We start from the raw sequence: 17,612 nt of genomic DNA, 5'->3' as shown, positions 1-17,612 counted from the left end.
ATTCTCGGCAGGCTCCCAGGCTAAGGAGACCGCCGTGTGAATCCCCAGGATCCTTTCGGGTACGGCCCGTTCACCTACGATCCGCTGGGGCGCCTGCCGCCGGCCGGGCCGCCCGCCGCGCAACCGGTGCCGGCGTCCCCGGCCGCGCCGCCGCAGCGCGCGCGCGTCAACGCGCTGGCAACGCAGTCGCTGGTGTTCGCGTTCGTTTCACCGCCCGTCGGCGCGGTGCTCGGGCACCTGGCGCTGGCGCGGCTGCGCCAGAGTGGTGAGCGGGGCAGGGACCGCGCGGTGGTGGGGATGGTGCTGTCGTATGCATTCGTAACGCTCGCGGTCGTCGCGGTGGTCGCGTGGGCGGGGCTGGCCGCGTTCCGTGCCGACCCAAGCCGCCCGGCGGCGCCCGCCACCACCGCCGCGGCGCCCCCGCGGCCGACGGTCGCGCCGGACGCCATAGCCGCGCTGCTGCCCGGGCTCAGCGAGCTGAAGACCATGACCGACGACCAGAACCTCGAGGCCGGTCAAACCTGGGACCATCCGGCCCGGTCCGACCGGGAAGGGACCATCGACCGCCCGGAGTGCTGGGGCGCCATCGCCCCCGGGACACCGGACGCCTACACCGTCGAAGCCATCTCCGGCTACCACGCGGCCGAATTCTCCGACACCCGCAGCCTGCTGAAGTCGGTCCAGGTCATCCAGGCCGTCGCGGCCTTTCGCGACCCGCCCGCGGCCCAGTCCCAACTGGGCGGGCTGCTGTCCGGATGGCGCCAATGCGGCGGCACCACGGTGCGCGTGACAATCCCCGAGGCCGGCGTGATCCCGTTCTCGTTGAGCGCTCCCGCCGACGCCGGAAACGGCATCACCACAATGGATCTGGCGCCCAAGGGGCTGCAGGTGCGCTCCGCCCGCGCGATTGCGGCCAAGGCCAACGTCGTCGTCGACCTGTACGTCTCCTGCAGCGGCACGACCGACGCGCTGCGCCCGCGGCAAACGGCGGTGAGCATCGCCGAGTACGCGCTCAACAAGATCCCCGGCTAGCGCTCGCCTAGGGTGGACCCATGAAGTATCTGGACGTCGACGGGGTCGGGCGCGTCAGCCGAATCGGCCTGGGCACGTGGCAATTCGGCTCCCGCGAGTGGGGCTACGGGGACGGGTATGCGTCCGGCGGGGCGCGCGACATCGTGCGGCGGGCCAGGGCCCTGGGCGTGACGCTGTTCGACACCGCCGAGGTATACGGCATGGGCAAAAGCGAACGGATCCTCGGCGAGGCGCTCGGCGACGAGCGCGCCGAGGTCGCTGTGGCCAGCAAGGTATTCCCGGTGGCGCCTTTTCCCGCCGTGGTCAAGCAGCGCGAGCGCGCCAGCGCGCGGCGGCTGGGCCTCGACCGCATCCCGCTCTACCAGATCCACCAGCCCAACCCGGTGGTCCCCGATTCGGTGATCATGCCCGGGATGCGCGACCTGCTCGACGCCGGAAAGATCGGCGCGGCCGGCGTCTCGAACTACTCGCTGGCGCGGTGGCGCAAGGCCGACGCCGCGCTCGGGCGGCCGGTCATCAGCAACCAGGTGCATTTTTCGCTCGCGCACGCCGGCGCGCTGGAGGACCTGGTGCCCTTCGCGGAGCGCGAGAACCGCATCGTGATCGCCTACAGCCCGCTGGCGCAGGGGCTACTGGGCGGCAAGTACGGACCGGACCACCGCCCCGGCGGCATCCGCGCGGCCAACCCGCTGTTCGGCACGGAGAACCTGCGCCGCATCGAGCCGCTGCTGCAGACGTTGAGGGAAGTCGCTACCGACGTCAACGCGAGGCCGGCTCAGGTGGCGCTGGCGTGGCTGATCAGCCTGCCGGGCGTGGTCGCCATTCCCGGCGCGTCCAGCGTCGAGCAGCTCGAGTTCAACGTCGCCGCCGCCGACATCGAGCTGCACCCGGACGCCCGCGACGCGCTGACCGCCGCGGCCCGCGCCTTCCGGCCGGCGTCGCGGGGGCGTTTCCTGGCGGACACGGTCCGCGAAAGACTGCGGCTTTAGGACTCGTCAGGATTGCGCGGCGTCCGCGAACGCCGCCGCGGCCGCGGGGGCGCCGCGGGCCACCACGACCGGCATCGACGTCGCGGCGTGGGTGCGCAGGATCGTGTGGACCACGTCGACGAGGTCCTCGATGGGCATCAGCTTGCCGGGCATGCAGCCGCGCGACGACCACAGCGGGACGGCCTTCATCGCGAGGTCCATGTCCCAGCCGTTGTTCATGCCGGTTTGGCCGTCGCCCTCGCCGCCGGCGCACTCGCCCACGATCAGGCTGGTGAAGCCGATCTCGGGGTGCTCGGCCCGCCACGCCTCGACGAGTCTCTCGAGGGCGGCCTTGCTGACGCCGTAGGCGCCGAGTCCCGGCCACGGCGGGCCGAAAGTGCCTGCGTCGGAGGACAAGTAGACCGCCTTGCCGGCGGCAGCCGTCAAGTGCGGCACCGCAGCGGCCGTCACCAGCGAGGCCCCGATGACGTTGGTCTCGAAGATGCGCCGCCACGTTTCGGCGTCGGTGTCGACCATCCGGACGAGCGGCCCGACGGCCGGGGTGTAGACGAGGTTGTCGATGCCGCCGAGCGCGTCCGCGGCGGTGCCGATCGCCGATCGGCAGGACGCCTCGTCGGTGACGTCACATTCGACGGCGACCGCGGCGGGTCCCGCCTCCTTCGCCGCGGTGTCGATGCGCTCCCGGCGCCGGGCGAGCAGCGCGACCTGATCGCCACGCTGCGCGAGGCCGACGCCGATGCAACGCCCCAGTCCGCTCGACGCGCCAACCACCACTGTCCTTGACATATTTGCCCTCTCCTGTAACGAGCCCGCTGCAGGCACAGCGTATCGATCAGGAGTTTCAGGCGTCGCCCTGGGCTTGCAGCACGACGGCGGTGTGAGCGTCCACGGTGAGTGAGGCCACCGCGGGCAACTCCTCCGACGGCGGCTCCCCGTCGGCCCCGGTGTGCACCACAACGAGCCAGGATATCCCGAACTCCTTTGGCGGCAAGGTGAATTCGATCGGCTCGTGGTGGGCGTTGAAGCACAGCACGAACGAGTCGTCGAGGACCCGCTGTCCCCGCGCGTCCAGGTAGGGGATGCCGTGGCCGTTGAGGAACACCGCGACGGACTTCGCGAAGCCCGCGCCCCAGTCCTCGTCGCTCATCTCGGTGCCGTCCGGGGTGAACCACGAGATGTCGGGCAACCCGTCCTGGCCGCGCCGGCCCACCGGCTTGCCGGAAAAGAACCTCCGGCGGCGGAAAACCGGATGGCTGGCCCGCAGCGCCGACACCGCCCGGGTGAACTCCAGCAGCCCGGCATCGGCGCTGGCCCAGTCGATCCAGGTGAGCTCGTTGTCCTGGCAGTAACCGTTGTTGTTGCCGTCCTGGGTGCGGCCCAGCTCGTCCCCGTGGCAGATCATCGGCACGCCCTGCGACAGCAGCAGGGTGGTCAAGAAGTTGCGCTGTTGGCGGGCGCGCAGGGCGTTGACCCCGGCATCGTCCGTCGGTCCCTCGGCGCCGCAGTTCCAGGACCGGTTGTGGCTCTCGCCGTCGTTGTTGTCCTCGCCGTTGGCGTCGTTGTGCTTTTCGTTGTACGACACCAGGTCGCGCAGCGTGAACCCGTCGTGGGCGGTGACGAAGTTGATCGAGGCCACCGGCCGGCGCGCGGTGTGCTCGTAGAGGTCGGCGGACCCGGACAGGCGGTACGCGAACTCGTCGAGCGTGGCGGGCTCGCCGCGCCAGAAGTCCCGGACGGTGTCGCGGTACTTGCCGTTCCACTCCGTCCACTGCGGCGGGAAGTTGCCGACCTGGTAGCCGCCCGGCCCGACGTCCCAGGGTTCGGCGATCAGCTTGACCTGACTGACCGTCGGATCCTGCTGCACGAGTTCGAAAAACGTGGCCAGGCGGTCGACGTCGTAGAACTCGCGGGCCAGCGTGGCGGCAAGGTCGAAACGGAAGCCGTCGACGTGCATCTCGGTCACCCAGTAGCGCAGCGAGTCCATGATCAGCTGCAGCGCGTGCGGATGCCCGACGTTGAGACTATTGCCGGTGCCCGTGTAGTCCATGTAGTAGCGCTTGTCGTCGTCGACCAACCGGTAGTAGGCGGCGTTGTCGATGCCGCGCATCGACAGCGTGGGTCCCAGGTGGTTGCCCTCGGCGGTGTGGTTGTAGACGACGTCGAGGATGACCTCGATGCCCGCTTCGTGCAGGGCCCGCACCATCGCCTTGAACTCCTGCACCTGTCCCCCGGCCGAGGCGGCGCTGGAATACTTCGGGTCGGGCGCGAAGAACGCAATCGTGTTGTAGCCCCAGTAATTCGACAGCCCCTTGTCGACCAGGGTGGAGTCGTTGGCGAAGTGGTGCACCGGCATCAGCTCGATGGCGGTGACCCCGATGCCCTGCAGGTGCTCGATCATCACGGGGTGCGCCACCGCCGCGTAGGTTCCGCGGAGCTGTTCGGGGATCCCGGGATGGGTCTTCGTGAGCCCCTTGACGTGCGCCTCGTAAACCACCGAGTCGGCGTATTGGTGGTCGGGCGGGCGATCGTTGCCCCAGTCGAAATAGGGGTTGATCACCACCGATTTGGGCATGCTGGCCGCGGAATCGTCGTCGTTGCGGCTGTCGGGATCGCCGAAGTTGTAACCGAACAACGACTGGTTCCACTCGAACGTGCCGTCGATGGCCTTCGCGTACGGGTCCAGCAACAGCTTGTTCGGATTGCAGCGCAGCCCGCCCTGCGGGTCATGGGGGCCGTGCACGCGGTACCCGTAGCGCTGGCCCGGCTCGATGTTCGGCACGTAGGCGTGCCAGACGAACCCGTCGGCCTCCGGCAGGGTGATGCGGCTCTCGGCGCCGTCGGCGTCGAACAGGCACAACTCCACCCGCTCGGCGACCTCGCTGAACACCGCGAAGTTGGTGCCCGCCCCGTCGTACGCCGCGCCCAATGGATAGGCCCGGCCCGGCCAGACTTCGCCGGTGGGCGTTGGGGCGGCGGCGTGTGCGGTGGTCATGGCGCATTCAGTACCCTGCCTGAGCCAGCCTCAAACTGCCGTCCGATGGGTATGCGGAAAGCGTTGTGGCACAGTACTTTCAAGTTGTTTTCAGGGTTTCAGGATGACCTTGACGGCGCCGTCCTGCTTTTTCTGGAAGATCTCGTAGGCGTGCGGCGCCTGATCCAGCGGCAGCACGTGGGTGGCGAACGAGTCGACACCGAGCGGGTCGTCGTCGCCCAGCAGCGGCATGATGTCGTCGACCCACCTTTTGACGTTGGCCTGGCCCATCCGCAGGGTCACCTGCTTGTCGAACAGGGTGAGCATCGGCAAGGGATCCGCCATTCCGCCGTAGACGCCGCTCAGCGAGATCGTGCCGCCGCGCCGCACGATGTCGATGGCCGAATACAGGGCCGAAAGCCGGTCTATGCCGGCGGTTTGCATGACCCGCTTGCCGATCGCGTCGGGCAGCATGCCGCTGGCCTGTTGGGCGAGCTTGGCGACCGGGGAGCCGTGGGCCTCCATGCCCACCGCGTCGACCACCGAGTCGGTGCCCCGCCCGTCGGTCAGGTCCCGGATCAGGTCCCCGACCGGGGAATCTGCCCGGCCCACGTCGATGGTGTGGATGCCGCGCTCGGCGGCCCGCGCCAGGCGTTCGGGCACCAGGTCGACGGCGATGACCCGGTAGCCGAGATGCTGGGCGATGCGCGCGGCCATGTCCCCGATCGGGCCGAGTCCCAGGACGGTCACCGAGCCGCCTTCGGGGATGTCGGCGTAGGCCACCGCCTGCCAGGCGGTCGGCAACACATCGGAGAGATAGACGAACCGCGAATCTGGTGGCCCCGCAGGAACTTTGATGTGGGTGAACTGGGCCTGCGGCACGCGCAGCAGTTCGGCCTGGCCGCCGGGGACCTCGCCGTAGAGCTCCGAATAGCCGAACAACGCCGCACCCATGCCGTGATCGCGCACCTGGGTGGTTTCGCACTGCGTGTAGAGCTGGTGGTCGCACATGTGGCAACGGCCACAGGAGATCTGGAACGGGATGACGACGCGGTCACCCACCCCCAGATCGCCCGTCTCACCACCGACCTCCCGGACGATTCCCATGGATTCGTGCCCGAGGATGTCTCCCGCCTTCATGAAGGCGCCGAGGACCTCGTAGAGATGCAGGTCGGACCCGCAGATGTTCGTAGAGGTGACCTCGATGATGGCGTCGGTGGGCCGTTCGATCTTGGGATCGGGCACCGATTCCACGCGGACGTCGCGTTTGCCCTGCCACGTGACGGCTTTCATGGGCATGGCACATACCCGCCTCGCGCCGGGCGAAACGCCGCTACGCGCCCCGCTCGGTCCGATGGGGCCGCTTGAGCGGATGTTCGCTGTCGATCAGCCCTTTGGCGATCTCGATCAGCTTGATGTTGGACTGTTGCGATAGCCGCGAGAGCAATTCGAACGCCTCGACCGCATCGAGGTCGAAGCGTTCCATGACGACGCCTTTGGCCTGACCGATGATGTCCCGCGACGCCAGGGCGCTGCGGAATTGGTCCTGGCGGCGCATCATCGACCACGCCAGCGCGACGTGGGTGGCGAAGACGTTGCCAAGCTCCAGCGATTCGTCGGTGAACGCGTGCGGCTGGTCGGCGAAAAAGTTGAGCGCCGACATGCTGGTGTTGTCGACGAACAGCTCGTAGGACAGGATCGAGCGGATCGGGGTCTGCTCGAGCGCGTGGCGCTGGTAGCGCGGCCAGCGCTGGTCGACGTTGAGGTCCTCGACGTGCATCATGTGGTGCTGCCACACGGCCGACAGGCAGGGCCCCTCCCCGCACTGGTTCTGGATCGTGTCCAGGACCATCGGGTAGCGGTGCGTGGCGACGACGTTGGTGACCGTTTTGGTCCTGTCGGCCAGGGTTATCCCCGCGTACTGGCAGCCCGCGACGAGCCGGGCGCCACTTTCGAGGAGTTCGCGCAGCACGGCGCCGGTATCCGTGCCGTGCCGCTCGAGATCGGCGATCAGCCCCGCGAGCTGGCTCGCGACCGTGTTTTGGCCCTCGGGCATGAAAATCAACCGCCCTGCCTCACTTGTGTCATGGTGGCGGCGACAAATCCGTCGTGTCGACGCACTAAACGAAGTCTATGAGCCATCCAACGAAGTGCCAAACGGGCAACGAAGCCGACCGCCACGAGGCGAACGGGCCCGGCGCCGCCCCGGGAGCCGGCGGGTGATCGCGGCGGAGGAGGAGAATGCTTGCGGCACAAAGGTTTCGGATGGTCGGGTCGCCACCGGCTACACTCGCATTGATGACCTCGATCGCGATCGTCGGCAGTGGCTTCACCGGATTCACCTGCGCGCGTCGCCTGGCCCGCATTCTCGGCCGCCGGGGCGCGCCGGTCGCCATCACGATGATCTCCCCCGTCGACTACATGCTCTACACCCCGCTGCTGCCCGACGTCGCGGGCGGTGTCGTGGACGCCCGCTTCGTCGCGATGCCCCTGGCCAACACGCTCAAAGGCGTCCGCGCCGTGCGCGGCCGCGTCGACGGCGTGGATTTCGAACGGCGCACCCTGACGTATCGAGATCCCGACGAACGCGGCCACTCGATGTCCTGGGATCGGCTGGTGCTCACCCCGGGTTCGGTGACGCGCTTGTTCGACGTGCCGGGGCTCGCCACGCACGCGCGGGGACTGAAAACCACCGCCGAGGCCCTCTACCTGCGCGACCATGTCGTCGAGCAGCTCGAGCTCGCCAACATCGAGGACGACCCGGCGGTGGCGGCCGCGCGGCGCACCGTCGTCGTGGTCGGGGCCTCGTACTCGGGCACCGAGCTGGTCGCCCAGCTGCGAGCGCTGGCCGACGCGGCGGCCAGGCAGATGGGCTTCGACCCCGCCGACGTCAAGTTTTTGCTGTTGGATACCGCCGAGCAGGTCATGCCCGAGGTGGGGCGCAAACTCGGCGACGCCGCCCTCAAGGCGTTGCGCCGCCGCGGTATCGACGTGCGGCTGGGCACCACGCTCAACGAAGCGCACGCGGATCACGTTGTGCTCAGCGATGATTCACGCGTCGACACCCATACGCTGGCCTGGGTGACGGGGGTGACCGCCGCCCCGCTGATCCAGGAGCTCGGACTGCCGACGGAAAGGGGCCGGCTCAAAGTACAGCCCGACCTACAGGTACCCGGCCACCCCGACGTCTTTGCGGCCGGCGACGCGGCGGCGGTTCCCGACCTGACGCAGCCCGGAAAAATCACCCCGCCCACCGCGCAGCACGCGACCCGCCAGGGCAAGGTGCTCGCCCGAAACGTGGCCGCCAGCCTGGGCTACGGCACGCGCAAGCAGTACAAACATCACAACCTGGGCCTGGTGGTCGACCTGGGTCCCGGGTATGCCGTGGCCAATCCGCTCAACGTGCACTTGTCGGGGCTGCCCGCCAAGGCCGTCACCCGCGCGTACCACCTCTACGCCATCCCGCGTGCGGTCAACCGATGGGCCGTCTCGCTGGCCTACCTGACCGACGCGCTGTTCGACCGGTCGGTGGTGTCGATCGGCCTGTCCTCCGAGGGGGACGCGCAATTCGCGGCCAGCGAAGGCATCCCGATGCCCAGGACGAGCTAGCGGCCCGGTTTCTTCTTGGCTGCCACGGTTTTTGCCGCGTCGCGCAAATCCCGGTTGGTGGCGCGCAGGTCGGAGTTGGCCGCCGACAGCGCGGTGTTGTCGTCCTCCAAACTGAGGATGCGGGCGACGCCGGCCAGGTTCACCCCGGCGTCGACGAGCGCGCTGATGCGCTGGAGCCGGGCCAGGTCGTCGGCGCTGTAGCGCCTGGTGCCGCCGTCGCTGCGCGCCGGCGTCAACAGCCCCTGCCGCTCGTAGAGGCGCAGTGACTGCACGGGGACGCCGGACAGTTCGGCGGCCACCGAGATTCCGTAGACCCCGCGGTCGGGCGCCGGCGTCCCGGTGTCGGCGGCGTTCTCGGTCATCGGAGGCCCCTACAGCGAACTCGCACGGAAATCTGTCTATCACACTTGCATTCGTCTGTCGACAGTGATATATGAAATCTATGTCACGAGACATAAGTTAATCGCCTTGCAATCAAGAGATTGGAGTGAGAGGTGACCGCCATGCTGATGCGTACCGATCCGTTCCGCGAGCTGGACCGCTTCGCCCAGCACGCGCTCGGCACGGCCGCGCGGCCTTCCGTGATGCCGATGGACGCCTGGCGCGAAGGAGACCGGTTCGTCGTCGAATTCGACCTGCCGGGGGTCGACGCCGACACTTTGGACATCGACATCGAGCGCAACGTGGTGACCGTGCGCGCCGAGCGCAAGGCCGTCGACCCCGATCGCGAGATGCTGGCCACCGAGCGACCGCGCGGGGTGTTCAGTCGCCAGCTCGTGCTCGGCGAAAACCTCAACACCGACAAAATCGAGGCGTCCTACCGCGAGGGCGTGTTGAAGCTGACCATCCCGGTGGCCGAAAAGGCCAAGCCGCGCAAGATTTCGGTCGACCGTGGGGGTGCTCACGGGCCCGTCACCGGCGGCGCCACGACGCGCGAACTCGTCGACGCCTGAGTAGCCGGCGGGGGCGGTGGCCCGGCGTTTCGGGTCATCGCCCCACCGCCCGGGAGGTCCGCGATGAATTGGCATCCCAACGGTCGAACGCCCCACGTCGAACAAGCCTCGGCCGCAGGCGCGGAAGACCTTGTCACCGCGAGGCTGGTCCAGATCAGCGAGAACCGAGCGGCCATCGAGCAGGCCAAGGGCATGCTGATGCTGGTCTACGACATCGACGACGAGGCCGCGTTCAACCTGCTCAGATGGCTGTCGCAGGAAGCGAACATCAAGCTTCGGCTGCTGGCCGAGCAGATCGCGGCGGACTTCCGCGGTGTGGGCGTGACCACGGACTGCCGGTCGGAGTTCGACCACCTGCTGCTGACGGCGCGTCGGCGCGTCCGCAACGGCCGGCCTGTCTAGATCGGGCGCCGCCACACGGCGACGGCCGCTCGCGCCGAGTCGTCGAGGCTTCCCGAGGTGTCGATTCGGTGTGCGGTGTCCCAGCCCGCCGCGCGGGCGGCCATCGCCGCGGCGATCTCCGGGGTGACCTGCGAGTTGCCCGGCTGCCTTGTGGTGATCCGGCCGGCCGCCGTGTCAACCCCCGCCACGCACCTGATTTCCACTGGCCCCGAGTGTGTTTCGGAGGCGAGCCGACGGGCCCGCGCGCGCAGCTGCGGTTCTCTCCAGGTGCCATCGAGGATCACCGAGTGCCCGGCGCCCAGCAACGGGCGTGCCCGCTCGAGGGCGTCTTCGTAGACCGCGGCCACGTTCTCCGGGGTGTACAACCCGCGATCCAGGAGGCCCGGATCCCCGCTGATCGCGCCGGAGTCCCACAGTTCGCGCCGCACATCGTCGGTCGAGATGACCTGCGCCCCAGTCCGTTCGGCGAGCACTCGGGCGAGCGTGGATTTGCCGGTGCCCGGGTTGCCGCCGACCAGTGCCAGGCGCACGCCGCCGGCCTCGAGGTGCTCGACCGCGATGGCGAGGTGGTGGGCGGCGTCGGCGACGGCCTGGTCGTTGCCCTGCGACAGCCGCACGCAGTCGACCTTTGCCCGCACCACCGCGCGGTAGGCGATGTAGAAGTGCGCGAGCGACGGCGGGGTGGGGCGCCTCGAGTGCGCGGCGTAGCGCTGCAGAAAATGCTCGCCAAAGTCTTTGCGGCCCAAGAACTCCAGGTCCATCGCGAGACATGCGGCGTCGTCGATGCAGTCGACGTAGCGCAGCTTGTCGTCGAACTCCAGGCAGTCGAGCAGCGCGGGTTCCCCGCGCCCGCAGAAGATGTCGTCGGCGAGCAGGTCGGCGTGGCCGTCGACGATGAGCCCGTCGTTGATGCGCTGGGTGAACAGCGGTCCCCGGCCGGCGATGAATTCGCCTGCGAGATGCCTTATTCGCGTCACCGCTCCCGCGGGCAGCGTCACGGCGCAGCGGTCCAGCTCGGTCAGGTTGTCGCGCCAGCGCCGGTCGATCGCGACGGCCTGGCCCTGGGCGCTGATCACCGGGCCACGCTTGGCGCTGCGGTGAAACCGCGCCAGCACCGCGGCGATGGCGTCCAGGAGGTCCCGCACGGTCTCGTCGGCGTCGCCGCGGAGCCTGGACGCCAGCCGGTCCCCGTCGCGGTGGCGGCGCATGACGACGATCGGCTCGGCCGGGCCGCCGCCGGGGTCGCTGAGGTGCGCGACCCCCAGATAGCTATCCGGTGACAGCCGGCTGTTCAGTTCGACTTCGCGGCGGCACGCGCGCTCTCGCTGCTCGGGTGTGCGGAAGTCGAGGAAGTCGGTCAGCACCGGCTTCTTCACCTTGAACGCCCGGTCACCCACCAGCACGACCATGCCGGTGTGCGTCTCGTGCGCGGCCAGGTACGGGACGTAGGGCCCTGAAGTTTCGGTCACCTGCCCCCTAGGAGGGTCGCGCCACGATCACCGGCATCCGGACCGAGTGAACCACGGCGTTGCTGACCGAGCCCAGTAGCGTCCTGGCGATGCCGCCGCGGCCGTGACTGCCGACGACGGTCAACTGTGCGGACTCCGATTTCTCGATCAACTGGCGAGCCGGCCGATCGCAGACGAGCAGCCGGCGCACCGCTACGTCCGGATAGCGTTCCTGCCAGCCCGCCAAGCGTTCGGCCAGGGCACGCTCGGCCTCGGCCTGCACCATGGCCCAATCGAATCCGGGGAGTTCGAGCACCTGGGCGTCGCTCCAGGCGTGCAGCGCCTGCAGATCGACGCCGCGGCGGGATGCCTCGTCGAAGGCGATCGCCGTCGCGAGCTCGGAGGCGGGCGATCCATCGATTCCGACCAGCACGGGCGCCTGCTGCGGGTGGGGCATCAGCGGGTCCTCGTCGCGGACGACCGCGACCGGGCAGGCGCCATCACGGACCACGCCCGAGCTGACCGACCCGAGCAACGCGCGCCCCACCGCGCCGCGCCCGCTGCTGCCCACGACGATCAGCTCGGCGTCTTTGGACAGGTCGACGAGCGTCGGCACCGGCGGCGAACACCTCAGTTCGCTGGTGATCTCGATCTTTTTGTCTTTCTTGACCGCATCCTCGGCGATCTTGACCGCACGCTCGAGAACCTCCCGGCCGTCCTCCTCCTGCCACGCCGCGACCCCGGCCGGGAGTGGCACCGGAGGAAACATCGGCGCGGCCGCACCGTACATGTGCACCAACGTCAGCGGGACGTGGCGCAGCGCCGCGTCGCGGGCCGCCCAGCAGACGGCGGCATTGGAGGGCGGTGATCCGTCGACACCGGCGACGATCCCATAACGCTTGATGGACGTGGTCATCTCGGCCTCCCTTTCAGCCCGCGGCCCAGTGCTTGGCGCGGTCGAGCTCGTCGAGCCCGAACACGGCGAGCTCGCCGGGAATCATCCACGCCAGCGCGTGCAAAACGTGTGCGACCCAGTCCTTGTCGGACACGACCGCGATCCGCTTGAAGGCCGAGTGATGCGGGAAGACGGTGCCGAAGCCCAGCTTCAGGTCCTCGACCAACCCGCCCGGCCCGAAGCCCTCGTAGTCGGGTGCGATGACCTCCACGATCCGGATCTCGCCGGTGTCGAGCAGCTCTTCGATCTCGGGCCTGACGTCGCGCAACTCGTCACCGCGCAGCCGGCCCGACACGCGGATCCCGGTCACTCCCTGCGGCATGTCCGGCAACAGTTCGATCATCAGATGCTCCTTTCGGTCTCAACGAACGACGATCACCGGGACCCGCGCCGCGTGGGCCACGGCGGAGCTGACGGAACCCAGCAACATCCCCGGGAAGCCGCCGCGGCCGCGGCTGCCGACCACGACCAGCTGGGCGTGCTCGGACTCCTCGAGCAACCAATGAGAAGGCTTGTCGCAGAACAGCAATCGCTCGACATGCACGTCGGGGTAGCGTTCCTGCCAGCCGGCCAGGCGCTCGGCGAGGATCTCTTGGCCCTCGCGCTCGCGGTCGCGCCAGTCCATTCCGAGCACCGGAAAGACCGCGACATCGCTCCACACGTGTAGCGCGCGCAGCCCCACTCCCCGGCGGGAAGCTTCGTCGAAGGCGAGGGCGATCGCGCCTTGTGAGGCGGGTGATCCGTCGACGCCGAGCAGCACCGGCGCCCTGATATCCTGGGCCGCTTGCTGATTCGGATGGACAACGGCGACCGGGCAGTGCGCGTGATGCAGCAGCCCCGTCGTGACCGAGCCCAACAACAGCCGGCCCATCGCGCCCACGCCCTGGTTGCCGACGACGATCATCCAGGCATCGTTGGAGGCCTCGATCAGCGCCGGCACAGCGCTGGAATACACCATCTCCGTGCGTATTTCGGGCGGGTCCGCCGGGCCCACAACGGTGTGCAGCGTCTTGCGGGCCTGATCGATGACATGCTGCGCGTCGTCGCGCTGCCAGTCGGGCATGTCAGCGTAAAGCCGCCCCACCGGCCAGCCGACGACCACCGGTGGCACCGCGTGCAGCAGCTTCAGGGGCAGCCCGCGCATGATCGCCTCGCGCGCCGCCCAGGTAACCGCAGCGTCTGACGCGGCCGACCCGTCGACGCAGACCACGATTCGTGATTCACGTGTGCCCATGGTCCCCAATGCTATTCGGACCGGCGCCGTCGGGCAGGGCCGTTCGGCCCCGCCCCGCACGCCATTGGTCACTCGTCGGTAAGCGGGGCGACCCAGTGCACCCGGGTGCCCCCGTCCGGCGGGCTGGTGATCTCGCAGGTCCCACCGAGCTGTTCGGCCCGATGCTTCATGTTGGCCAGACCGCTGTGGCGCCGATTGCCGGCGGGGATGCCGCGTCCGTCGTCAACGACGTCGAGGACGAACATATCGGCGACATTGACCTCGACGGTCAGCCGCGACGCGCCGGAGTGGCGCAGCGCATTGCTCACGGCCTCGGTGGTGACCGCCTCCGCGTGCTCGGCGAGATCGCCGCCGACCGCGGTCGTCGGCCCGTGCATGCGAACAGTGGTTGCGACGTCACGGTTTTCGGTCAGGTCGGCGACCACTCGTTGAATCCGTTGCCGCAAGCCGCCGTCGATGCCCGGCGGGGATTTGAGCTGGAAGATCGTCGTCCGGATCTCCTCGATGATGGTCTGCAGATCGTCGAGGGTGCGGTTGAGCCGCTCGGCCACCTCCGGGGACCGCGCCCGGGCCAGCGTGCCCTGCAGGTTCATGCCGGCGGCGAAAATCCGCTGGATGACGTGGTCGTGCAGGTCGTGCGCGATGCGCTCGCGCTCGGCGAGGATCGTCAGCTGCCGCGAATCCTCCCGTCCCGAGGCCAGCACGAGGGCGATCGCGGCGTGCGTGGCGAAGTCGCTCACCAGGTCGAGGTAGGTCTCGTCGAAGGGCGGCTGGTCGGCGGCGCGTGCGATCGCGATCACGCCGGCGACCTTGTCGTCGGCGCGCAGCGGCATCACGACGGCCGGGCGCAGCCCGGCGTCGCTGAACGCCTGGATCGGGTACCGCATCGAGTCGGTGATCAGCGGTTCGCCGGAGCGGAAGACCTCGCCGCTGGTGGAACCCGCCACCGGCACCCGCCGGCCCAGCGCCTCGTCGGCGTGCGCCCCCACCGCGGCGGACACCACCAGCGTGTCGGTTTCGTCGTCGGGCACGTCGGCGTCGGCCGGGACGAGCACGATCGCCTGCTCGGCATCGGTCAGGGCCATGGCGCGCTCGGCGATCAACTGCAGCGGGCGCCGGTGCGGCTCGGCGCTCGACAGCAGGGCGGTGGTGATCTCACGGCTGGCCTCCATCCACTTCACCGACAACCGCTCACGCTCCAGCACCCGCGCGTTGTCGATGGTGGCCGCGGCCGCGAATGCCAGTGCGCGCGCGGCGAATTCGTCGGATTCGGAGAACACCCGCGCCGGGTCGTCGTGGGTCAGGTAGATGTTGCCGAAGACCCGCCCACCGATGGTGATCGGCACCGCGAGAAAGGCTCGCATGGCGCGGTGCTCGGGGACCCCGACGGCGGCCGGGTGCGCTCTCAGGTCATCCAGGCGCAGCGCCGGCGTGTCGAACAGGGACAGGCTCAACAGCCCCTTGCCCACGGGCGGATGCCCGATGCGCCGAATGGTGTCGGCGTCCATGCCCTCGTGGACGAAGCGGAGCAGGTTGCCGTCGGCATCGCGGACGGCCAGGGCGCCGTACGGGGCGGAGGTCAACTCCCTTGCCGCGGTGACGATTCGATGCAGCGTCGCGTCGAGGTCTGAAACATCCGCACCGATCTCGACAACCACGCGCAGCAGGTGATCCATCCGGTCGCGCGCCGCCAGCGACTCGCCGAAAGCAGAGCCGCGTTCGTCGCCGCCGGTCACTCGGCGCGCGTTTCCGGGCGTCCGGATCGTTCCTCCAATTTCGAGGCGAATACCGCCGCCTGCGTGCGCCGTTCCATGCCCAGCTTCGCCAGCAGTCGCGACACGTAGTTCTTCACCGTCTTCTCGGCGAGGAACATCCGCGCGGCGATCTGGCGGTTGGTCAAACCCTCGCCGAGCAGCCCCAGCAGGGTGCGCTCCTGATCGGTCAGCCCGGACAGCGGGTCCTCGCGCTGCGCCGCCCCGCGCAGCTTCGCCATCAGCGCGGCCGCGGCCCGGTTGTCCAGCAGGGACTTGCCGGCACCGACCTCCTTGATCGCGTGGGCCAGTTCCATGCCCTTGATGTCCTTGACGACGTAGCCGCTGGCGCCGGCCAGGATCGCCTCCAGCATCGCCTCATCGGAAGTGAACGACGTCAGCATCAGGCAGCGCAGGTCGGGATGATCGGCCAGCAGGTCGCGGCACAACTCGATCCCGTTGCCGTCGGGAAGGCGCACGTCGAGCACGGCGACGTCGGGCTGCAGCGCGGGTATCCGCGCCTTCGCCTCCGCCACCGAACCGGCTTCGCCGACGATTTCCAGCTCGGCGTCCGAGGCGAGCAGGTCGGCGAGACCGCGCCGGACGACCTCGTGATCGTCGACGAGGAAGACCTTGACCATTGCGGGCCCTTTCTGCCGGGCGTGATCCGTCATTTTTTCACGAAAACGCCGAGTCACAAATGTCGCTGGTTGACGACCAATACCGAGCAGCCGGCCGGCCCGACGAGCTCCTGCAGGTGTTGGCGGTTGCCGGCGTCGGCGACCACCAGCTCGGCGGGCCGCGGGTTGTCGGTCAGGTACTCGAGCAGCCCGCCGCGCACGGCCACCGGTTCGACCCGCAGCTCCGGATAGCGCCGCCTGAACCGGACGAGGCGGCGGTCCAGGTCGGCCAGCGCCCGGCGATCGCGGCGGATCAGCGCCCGGAGGTCGGCGTCGCGCAGCCGGGCCTCGGAGACGGCGGCGCCCAGCAGCGCACCGCTGTCGGGTGACCCGTCCAGCCCGACGACGATCCCTTCCCCGGGGCTGTTGCCGCGGGACCGGATGATCGCCACGGGACAGCGCGCCGACGACGCCAGGGCGGCGGCGGTGGAGCCCGCCCGGCCCCGCCGGAAGTGGGTGCATCCGACCGCGCCGACGCACACCATGGCGGCCGACGCCGACGCGCGGACCAACGCCGCGACCGGCGGTCCCGGGACGAGTTCGGTTTCCATCCGCACCGGCTTGCCCGCGCCGTCAATCGCCTTGGCCGCCTGGCGAATGGCGATCTTTGCGGCGGCCACGCCGTCCCGCGCGTCGGCCGCGGACAGCAGGCGCAGGGGCGCGTCACGACTGAGCGCCTCCTCGCGCGCCCAGAGCGCCGCCTGTATCGCGGCCTGCGAGCCGTCGATGCCGACTACGACGGGCCGCGGCGCCGCCGGGCCGTTCATCGGCTTCGGGGACGGACCACCAGCACCGAGCAGTCGGGATAACCCACGATCGGGTGGCAGTTCGGGGTGACCAGGTCGGCGATCTCGGCGGCGTCGGCGGCGCCCACCACGGCCAGTTCGATGACGCTGCTTCGCCTTTCGCCGGTTCTCAGTCCGGTGCCCGCGGCCACCGTCGCGACGTGCACGTCGGGATAGCGTCGGACCCAGCTGTTCAGCCGCCGGTCGATCTGCAGCACGGTGGCGTGGCGACGCCGCCCCTCCTCCATCGCCTGGTGCACGACGTCGTCGTTGTCCGGGTCGTCGTTGAGCACGACGGCGATGACACCGGCACGTGGCCTGGCGGGATTGTTGCGGATGATCGCCACCGGGCATTGCGCGCCTGCCACCAGCGCGGCGGCGGTGGGGCCCAACAGCCCGTCTGTCGCCCGTCCGCGCCGGGAGGTGCCCACGCATACCAGCGCCGCAGCGTGCGATTCGTCGACCAGCGCCTGCCCGGGATCGCCTGAGAGAACGGCCGTTTCGACCTCCACCGGCCGCGCGGACCGTCGGACGGTGTGTTCCGCGCGGGACAGCGCCATGTCGGCGCGTTCGAGTTCACATTCGGTGCGCGCATCGCGGCGTTCGATGACGTAGACGAGGCGCAGCGGCAGCTGGCGGCTGCGCGCCTCCTCGATCGCCCATTCGGTGGCCTCGACTGCGGCTTGCGAGCCGTCGACGCCCACCACCACCGACTTCGCGTCTGGCTGGTTCATGTCGGCTCCTGACTAGCCATTTTTGGCTCAATACCAGCCTATTTCGCGGTCGTGCGGGGCGCAGGGGCC

At 69.4% G+C, this 17,612-nt stretch carries 17 protein-coding genes and 1 pseudogene; 5 read left to right on the top strand and 13 right to left on the bottom strand.

Going from position 1 to position 17,612, the window contains the following annotated elements; translation table 11 throughout:
* The first annotated feature begins 36 nt into the window (after nucleotides 1-36).
* Both AC5Y43_RS05030 and AC5Y43_RS05025 read left to right on the top strand, forming a co-directional pair.
* The gene (locus AC5Y43_RS05030; protein ID WP_499969942.1) at nucleotides 37-1,032 is read left to right on the top strand and encodes a sensor domain-containing protein; all 996 of its coding nucleotides are present in this window, start codon (nucleotides 37-39) and stop codon (nucleotides 1,030-1,032) included.
* 20 nt (nucleotides 1,033-1,052) lie between these two features.
* Nucleotides 1,053-2,021: an aldo/keto reductase gene (locus AC5Y43_RS05025; RefSeq protein ID WP_499969940.1), complete on the top strand. Its 969-nt coding sequence runs from the start codon at nucleotides 1,053-1,055 to the stop codon at nucleotides 2,019-2,021.
* Between the two features lie 6 nt (nucleotides 2,022-2,027).
* Here AC5Y43_RS05025 and AC5Y43_RS05020 read toward each other — a convergent pair whose 3' ends face one another.
* The 4 genes from AC5Y43_RS05020 to AC5Y43_RS05005 form a co-directional block, all read right to left on the bottom strand.
* Nucleotides 2,028-2,795 (bottom strand): SDR family oxidoreductase, encoded by a 768-nt coding sequence (locus tag AC5Y43_RS05020; protein WP_499970445.1) that lies wholly within the window; start codon nucleotides 2,793-2,795, stop codon nucleotides 2,028-2,030.
* Between the two features lie 67 nt (nucleotides 2,796-2,862).
* The gene (gene glgX / locus AC5Y43_RS05015; RefSeq protein ID WP_499969938.1) at nucleotides 2,863-5,013 is read right to left on the bottom strand and encodes a glycogen debranching protein GlgX; all 2,151 of its coding nucleotides are present in this window, start codon (nucleotides 5,011-5,013) and stop codon (nucleotides 2,863-2,865) included.
* Nucleotides 5,014-5,103: 90 nt separating this feature from the next.
* Entirely contained in the window at nucleotides 5,104-6,285 is a 1,182-nt protein-coding gene (locus AC5Y43_RS05010) for a zinc-dependent alcohol dehydrogenase (RefSeq protein ID WP_499969936.1), read from the bottom strand.
* Between the two features lie 40 nt (nucleotides 6,286-6,325).
* A complete protein-coding gene (locus tag AC5Y43_RS05005; protein ID WP_499969934.1) occupies nucleotides 6,326-7,048 on the bottom strand; it encodes a GAF and ANTAR domain-containing protein in 723 nt (240 codons plus the stop codon).
* 242 nt (nucleotides 7,049-7,290) lie between these two features.
* On the opposite strand from AC5Y43_RS05005, the gene AC5Y43_RS05000 reads away from it, so the two are divergent.
* Nucleotides 7,291-8,601 (top strand): NAD(P)/FAD-dependent oxidoreductase, encoded by a 1,311-nt coding sequence (locus AC5Y43_RS05000; protein WP_499969932.1) that lies wholly within the window; start codon nucleotides 7,291-7,293, stop codon nucleotides 8,599-8,601.
* Here AC5Y43_RS05000 and AC5Y43_RS04995 read toward each other — a convergent pair.
* Nucleotides 8,598-8,963 (bottom strand): MerR family transcriptional regulator, encoded by a 366-nt coding sequence (locus tag AC5Y43_RS04995; RefSeq protein ID WP_499969930.1) that lies wholly within the window; start codon nucleotides 8,961-8,963, stop codon nucleotides 8,598-8,600. The two genes, AC5Y43_RS05000 and AC5Y43_RS04995, sit on opposite strands and share 4 nt — an antisense overlap.
* 141 nt (nucleotides 8,964-9,104) lie before the next feature.
* Here AC5Y43_RS04995 and AC5Y43_RS04990 point away from each other — a divergent pair, with 141 nt between their 5' ends.
* A complete protein-coding gene (locus AC5Y43_RS04990) occupies nucleotides 9,105-9,554 on the top strand; it encodes an Hsp20/alpha crystallin family protein (RefSeq protein ID WP_499969928.1) in 450 nt (149 codons plus the stop codon).
* Between the two features lie 84 nt (nucleotides 9,555-9,638).
* A pseudogene (locus AC5Y43_RS04985) lies at nucleotides 9,639-9,956 on the top strand (ANTAR domain-containing protein); the annotation flags it as partial.
* Here the strand turns inward: AC5Y43_RS04985 and AC5Y43_RS04980 are convergent.
* From AC5Y43_RS04980 to AC5Y43_RS04945, 8 genes are all read right to left on the bottom strand, one after another.
* The gene (locus AC5Y43_RS04980; protein ID WP_499970443.1) at nucleotides 9,953-11,365 is read right to left on the bottom strand and encodes a bifunctional aminoglycoside phosphotransferase/ATP-binding protein; all 1,413 of its coding nucleotides are present in this window, start codon (nucleotides 11,363-11,365) and stop codon (nucleotides 9,953-9,955) included. The pseudogene AC5Y43_RS04985 and the gene AC5Y43_RS04980 sit on opposite strands and share 4 nt — an antisense overlap.
* A 67-nt stretch (nucleotides 11,366-11,432) precedes the next feature.
* Nucleotides 11,433-12,320 carry a universal stress protein gene (locus AC5Y43_RS04975; protein WP_499969927.1) on the bottom strand — a complete coding sequence of 296 codons (888 nt, stop codon included), beginning with the start codon at nucleotides 12,318-12,320 and terminating at the stop codon, nucleotides 11,433-11,435.
* 13 nt (nucleotides 12,321-12,333) lie between these two features.
* On the bottom strand, nucleotides 12,334-12,702 hold the full coding sequence (locus AC5Y43_RS04970; protein WP_499969926.1) for a SpoIIAA family protein: 369 nt from the start codon (nucleotides 12,700-12,702) through the stop codon (nucleotides 12,334-12,336).
* Between the two features lie 18 nt (nucleotides 12,703-12,720).
* A complete protein-coding gene (locus tag AC5Y43_RS04965; protein WP_499969924.1) occupies nucleotides 12,721-13,593 on the bottom strand; it encodes a universal stress protein in 873 nt (290 codons plus the stop codon).
* Nucleotides 13,594-13,661: 68 nt separating this feature from the next.
* Nucleotides 13,662-15,269, bottom strand: coding sequence for a sensor histidine kinase (locus AC5Y43_RS04960; RefSeq protein WP_499970440.1), 1,608 nt, complete (start codon nucleotides 15,267-15,269; stop codon nucleotides 13,662-13,664).
* A gap of 56 nt (nucleotides 15,270-15,325) precedes the next feature.
* Nucleotides 15,326-15,985: a hypoxia response regulator transcription factor DosR/DevR gene (dosR, locus tag AC5Y43_RS04955; RefSeq protein WP_499970438.1), complete on the bottom strand. Its 660-nt coding sequence runs from the start codon at nucleotides 15,983-15,985 to the stop codon at nucleotides 15,326-15,328.
* Between the two features lie 53 nt (nucleotides 15,986-16,038).
* A complete protein-coding gene (locus tag AC5Y43_RS04950; RefSeq protein ID WP_499969922.1) occupies nucleotides 16,039-16,791 on the bottom strand; it encodes a universal stress protein in 753 nt (250 codons plus the stop codon).
* Nucleotides 16,788-17,543 (bottom strand): universal stress protein, encoded by a 756-nt coding sequence (locus AC5Y43_RS04945; protein WP_499969920.1) that lies wholly within the window; start codon nucleotides 17,541-17,543, stop codon nucleotides 16,788-16,790. Before AC5Y43_RS04945 ends, AC5Y43_RS04950 begins: the two co-directional genes overlap by 4 nt.
* Nucleotides 17,544-17,612: the final 69 nt, after the last annotated feature.

It is taken from the genome of Mycobacterium sp. NGS57 (assembly GCF_059812405.1).
This window is presented reverse-complemented; position numbering and strand designations above follow the sequence as displayed.

Excerpts from the sequence above, each read along its gene's own strand:
- AC5Y43_RS04950 (WP_499969922.1), bottom strand. The coding sequence starts at position 16,791 with ATGAACGGCCCGGCGGCGCCGCGGCCCGTCGTAGTCGGCATCGACGGC.
- AC5Y43_RS04960 (WP_499970440.1), bottom strand. The coding sequence starts at position 15,269 with ATGGATCACCTGCTGCGCGTGGTTGTCGAGATCGGTGCGGATGTTTCA.
- dosR (WP_499970438.1), bottom strand. The coding sequence starts at position 15,985 with ATGGTCAAGGTCTTCCTCGTCGACGATCACGAGGTCGTCCGGCGCGGT.
- AC5Y43_RS04970 (WP_499969926.1), bottom strand. The coding sequence starts at position 12,702 with ATGATCGAACTGTTGCCGGACATGCCGCAGGGAGTGACCGGGATCCGC.
- AC5Y43_RS05000 (WP_499969932.1), top strand. The coding sequence starts at position 7,291 with ATGACCTCGATCGCGATCGTCGGCAGTGGCTTCACCGGATTCACCTGC.
- glgX (WP_499969938.1), bottom strand. The coding sequence starts at position 5,013 with ATGACCACCGCACACGCCGCCGCCCCAACGCCCACCGGCGAAGTCTGG.
- AC5Y43_RS04945 (WP_499969920.1), bottom strand. The coding sequence starts at position 17,543 with ATGAACCAGCCAGACGCGAAGTCGGTGGTGGTGGGCGTCGACGGCTCG.
- AC5Y43_RS05010 (WP_499969936.1), bottom strand. The coding sequence starts at position 6,285 with ATGAAAGCCGTCACGTGGCAGGGCAAACGCGACGTCCGCGTGGAATCG.
- AC5Y43_RS04980 (WP_499970443.1), bottom strand. The coding sequence starts at position 11,365 with ATGGTCGTGCTGGTGGGTGACCGGGCGTTCAAGGTGAAGAAGCCGGTG.
- AC5Y43_RS04965 (WP_499969924.1), bottom strand. The coding sequence starts at position 13,593 with ATGGGCACACGTGAATCACGAATCGTGGTCTGCGTCGACGGGTCGGCC.
- AC5Y43_RS04990 (WP_499969928.1), top strand. The coding sequence starts at position 9,105 with ATGCTGATGCGTACCGATCCGTTCCGCGAGCTGGACCGCTTCGCCCAG.
- AC5Y43_RS05025 (WP_499969940.1), top strand. The coding sequence starts at position 1,053 with ATGAAGTATCTGGACGTCGACGGGGTCGGGCGCGTCAGCCGAATCGGC.
- AC5Y43_RS04975 (WP_499969927.1), bottom strand. The coding sequence starts at position 12,320 with ATGACCACGTCCATCAAGCGTTATGGGATCGTCGCCGGTGTCGACGGA.
- AC5Y43_RS04995 (WP_499969930.1), bottom strand. The coding sequence starts at position 8,963 with ATGACCGAGAACGCCGCCGACACCGGGACGCCGGCGCCCGACCGCGGG.
- AC5Y43_RS05005 (WP_499969934.1), bottom strand. The coding sequence starts at position 7,048 with ATGCCCGAGGGCCAAAACACGGTCGCGAGCCAGCTCGCGGGGCTGATC.